3 protein-coding genes and 2 pseudogenes are annotated in these 3,331 nt (G+C 66.9%); 1 reads left to right on the top strand and 4 read right to left on the bottom strand.

What is annotated here, in order from left to right; all coding sequences use genetic code 11:
• From EN932_RS32080 to EN932_RS32065, 4 genes and pseudogenes are all read right to left on the bottom strand, one after another.
• Positions 1-277, bottom strand: a pseudogene (locus EN932_RS32080) (hypothetical protein); the annotation flags it as partial.
• Between the two features lie 134 nt (positions 278-411).
• The gene (locus EN932_RS38195) at positions 412-618 is read right to left on the bottom strand and encodes a YadA-like family protein (protein ID WP_164766107.1); all 207 of its coding nucleotides are present in this window, start codon (positions 616-618) and stop codon (positions 412-414) included.
• A gap of 10 nt (positions 619-628) precedes the next feature.
• Positions 629-1,693, bottom strand: coding sequence for a hypothetical protein (locus EN932_RS32070; RefSeq protein WP_127370019.1), 1,065 nt, complete (start codon positions 1,691-1,693; stop codon positions 629-631).
• 216 nt (positions 1,694-1,909) lie between these two features.
• Positions 1,910-3,007: a helix-turn-helix transcriptional regulator gene (locus tag EN932_RS32065; protein ID WP_127370020.1), complete on the bottom strand. Its 1,098-nt coding sequence runs from the start codon at positions 3,005-3,007 to the stop codon at positions 1,910-1,912.
• A 158-nt stretch (positions 3,008-3,165) separates the two neighbouring features.
• Between EN932_RS32065 and EN932_RS32060 the strand changes: the two are divergent.
• A pseudogene (locus EN932_RS32060) lies at positions 3,166-3,331 on the top strand (ATP-binding protein); the annotation flags it as partial.

Genomic DNA, 3,331 nt, shown 5'->3' with positions numbered 1-3,331 from the left:
CGAATATGCCAGCGACCCCGCCAATGGCGGCGTTGTCCCGGTTGTCTGCTTGACTGCTGCCCCCCGCGCCCTCGCCGATCGAAGTTCCTCCGTTGACGGCTACAGCTCGGGGACCGCAAGCGAGCGAGCCGGCGCCCGTCGCCGTCGCGCCGCCGCCGCTGGTAAACGGGCCCGCATCCGTCGCGGCGACGCCGCAGACCGCCTGCGCCGCCGCCGCCGCCGCCAGGGCCAGCGTGATCGTGGCGGTCACCATCGTCAGCCCGATCAAACGTTCCATGATGTTGCCCTTTCCCTGGAATCGATCCGAGCCGCGGCGCCCCGACGGTTGTCGGCGAACGGACGGCACAATGCCGTCAAATAACGGCCTTTCGCCCGGTTTGCCGGCGAAACTCCTGAATGCACATCGGCCGCCTACCACGCCAGCATCAGGCCAGCGCGGCCGCCGACCGTGTGATCGCTGGCGCCGACGCCGACGCCGCCATTGATGAAGAGGTTGTCGGTGAGCCGGGCATGGGCGGTGCCGGCAAAGGCATTCTGGCCCTCGAACGTGCCCCAATTGATCGAGACGGCGAAATTCTTGTCGGCCGGCAGGCTGCCGCCGGCCATGGCGAGCGCCATGGCAGTGCCCTCAATCGATGCGGCCGTTGAGGTCGCTAAAACCATTTTCGAGCGTGCTGACACGGTTGTCCAGCCCGGCGATCTGACCGATGTCGATGCGCGATGTGGCGAGATTGCCGGCGCCATCGCTGGTGAGCAGGTAGGTCGGGCCGCTCTGCGCAGCCTTGCTGGCGGCGCTGTTGACGCCGGCGAATGTGTAGGTGGCGGCGCCGTCGCCGATCGCCACCTGGCCGGCCCGCGTGGTCTTCACGCCGGCGCCGATGGCCACCGAATTGTCGAAACCCGCCGCGCTGTCGGAGCCGATCGAGATCGAATCGTTCATCGTCAGGGGCGCGCCGGAAATTCCGCCGCCGGCATTCCGGCCGAACGCGATGTTGTTGCTCCCCGTCACATATAGGCCGGAGGAGTCGCCAATGGCGACGTTGTAGTCGCCAATCACAGTGTCGCCGGCGAAGGCGCCGCTGGCGATGTTGTAGTTGCCCGTCACGAATGCGCCGGCGTTGTTGCCGCTGGCGATGTTATAATCGCCCCTTACGGCCCCCCCGGCATTGCTGCCGCTGGCGATGTTCTGATGGCCCGATACGTCCCCCCCGGCCTGAAAGCCGGTAGCGATGTTGTTACTACCAGTCACCTCCCGCCCGGCCCGGATGCCGCTAGCGATGTTGTTGCTGCCAGTCACGATGGAGCCTGCTTGGCTTCCGATGGCGATGTTATCGTTTCCATCGCGGAGGCCGCCCGCTCCGTCGCTGCCCCCGGCTACGGCGTTGCCCGCCAAGTAACCGAAGGCGGCATTGCCGCTGCCGTACACGCTGACGCCAGCACCGTTGCCGACGGCTACATTATTTTCATTGCCCACACCCGAAAAGTTTCCCGTACCAGTGCCGATCGATGTTCCGCCGCCTCTGGCCACAGCGCCCACCCCGCAGGCGAGCGAGTCTGCACCTAGTGCAGTCCCGCTCGGGCTCGGTGGAGCCCCGCTAACCGCGACACAGACCGATTGCGCCGCCGCCGCCCCCACCAGCGCCAACGACACCATCGCGGCCAACGCCGCGAGCCTGAACAGACGGTCCACCATGCAACCCCTCCGCCGATTCGATCGGCTTCGCGGAAAGAATGTCGGGGGATGCGGGGGGATGAACAGTCGTCACATGACGACTATCGGTCGGATTTCGCCGGCCAATGCGTACGATCCGGCCCCTTCTGTTGCAGCGTTGCCACATGCCGCGCGCGTTGCCGGTGCTCGCCCGCCAGTTGTACGCTGCAACAGCATTCGGCCCTGGGTCGAAGGTCTTCAATGAGCAGGGAACGGGTGGACGGTCTTGAGCAGCGCGACGAGCTCGCTTTGCTGATGTGTGCCGGTCTTGCGGAAGATGCGCTCGAGATAGGTGCGGGCCGACTTGACCGTGATCCCGCTCGCCGCCGCCGCAACCCCGAGCGATTGGCCCGCGTTCAGGTTCGTCGCCAGCCGCGCCTCGGCTGGCGTTAGGTCGAACAGGCCCATCAGGATGCCGGCGGACGGGACAAAAGCGCCGGGCGACGGCACCGTCGCGGCGACAAGCAGCTCCGCGCCGGAAAACAGGTCGCGTGCCGTGCGGCGCAGCGGCAGTACATGGACGACCATGGCCCGCTGCCCCTGGCTTGCCGGCACCGGGAACGAGCGCACGACGGCATCGGCCCGGTTCCCCGTGATAGCCTCCTGCAGAAGCGCATTGGCGGGCGCATGGGCGATGGCCAGGCCGCCATGCGAGGCGGACAGGAAGATGTCCGACATCGCCTCCAGAAACCGGTTGGCCGCCAGCACGCGGCCGGCCCCGGTCATGATCGCGGCCGGCAGACCGATGGCTTCGAGCGCGGTGACGGTTTCGCGAGCCGCTTCCAGGCCGAGCCGCGCGGCGATGAGGCCGGCGCGGGCAAGGTGCGGGCGAAACGAGTTCAGCAGGGCGAGCGAGGCCAGGTCGCAGGCGCCGTCCTTCAGCCAGCGCTGGAACACAAAGGTGACCAGTTCGCCCGTCGGCATCGGCACGACCGCGCAGATATGCCGGCCGATGCCAAAGGCCCTGAGCTTGCGGCGCACCGGATCGCGCTCGATCTCTCCGGCGCTCATCAAGTCGTCGACGACGATGAATTCAGACGGCCTGAGCGTGTATGTGCGCTGCACCGAGTCGGAGACCTTCCACGCATCGCTGGCGACGAACTCGTCGAACAGCGGTCGCACGATCTCCTCGCTACGACCACGCACCGGCATGTCGTCGCCGAAGAGGAAGATGGTGCCGGCGGCCGAGCCGGACAGGGCGCTGATCGCGCCCAAGGCCTTCGGCCATTCGTCCGGCAGGAAAGCCGCCTCGTAAATCCGATCGATGATGGCTGATTCCGTCCCGGGACCACCCATTTCGCTGCCCCGTTTCGAGGCCGGCAGTGTGTTCCATATGGCCGATGGGGTCAACCGTCAGGGCCTCCAGCAGTGGAAAGTAGGCCGCATACGCCACCAACGGCGCACCCTCTCTCCCGGGTTCGCAACCCATTCGAGCCCCATGCTGGAGAATGTGGCACGATCTTCTGATGATCGGGCCGCCGGGCTCGGGCAAATTGATGCTGGCGCAGCGGCTGCCGTCGATCCTGCCGCCGCTGGCGCCGAAGGAATTGCTCGAAGTCTCGATGATCGCGTCGGTGGCGGGAGAGCTCGGCGAAGGCAAATTGACTGACCGGCGGCCGT

This window comes from Mesorhizobium sp. M7A.F.Ca.US.002.01.1.1 (assembly GCF_004022955.1).
Taxonomy (GTDB): domain Bacteria; phylum Pseudomonadota; class Alphaproteobacteria; order Rhizobiales; family Rhizobiaceae; genus Mesorhizobium; species Mesorhizobium ciceri.
Note: the sequence above shows the minus strand (reverse complement) of the source record. Positions and strands in the feature narration are given on the sequence as shown.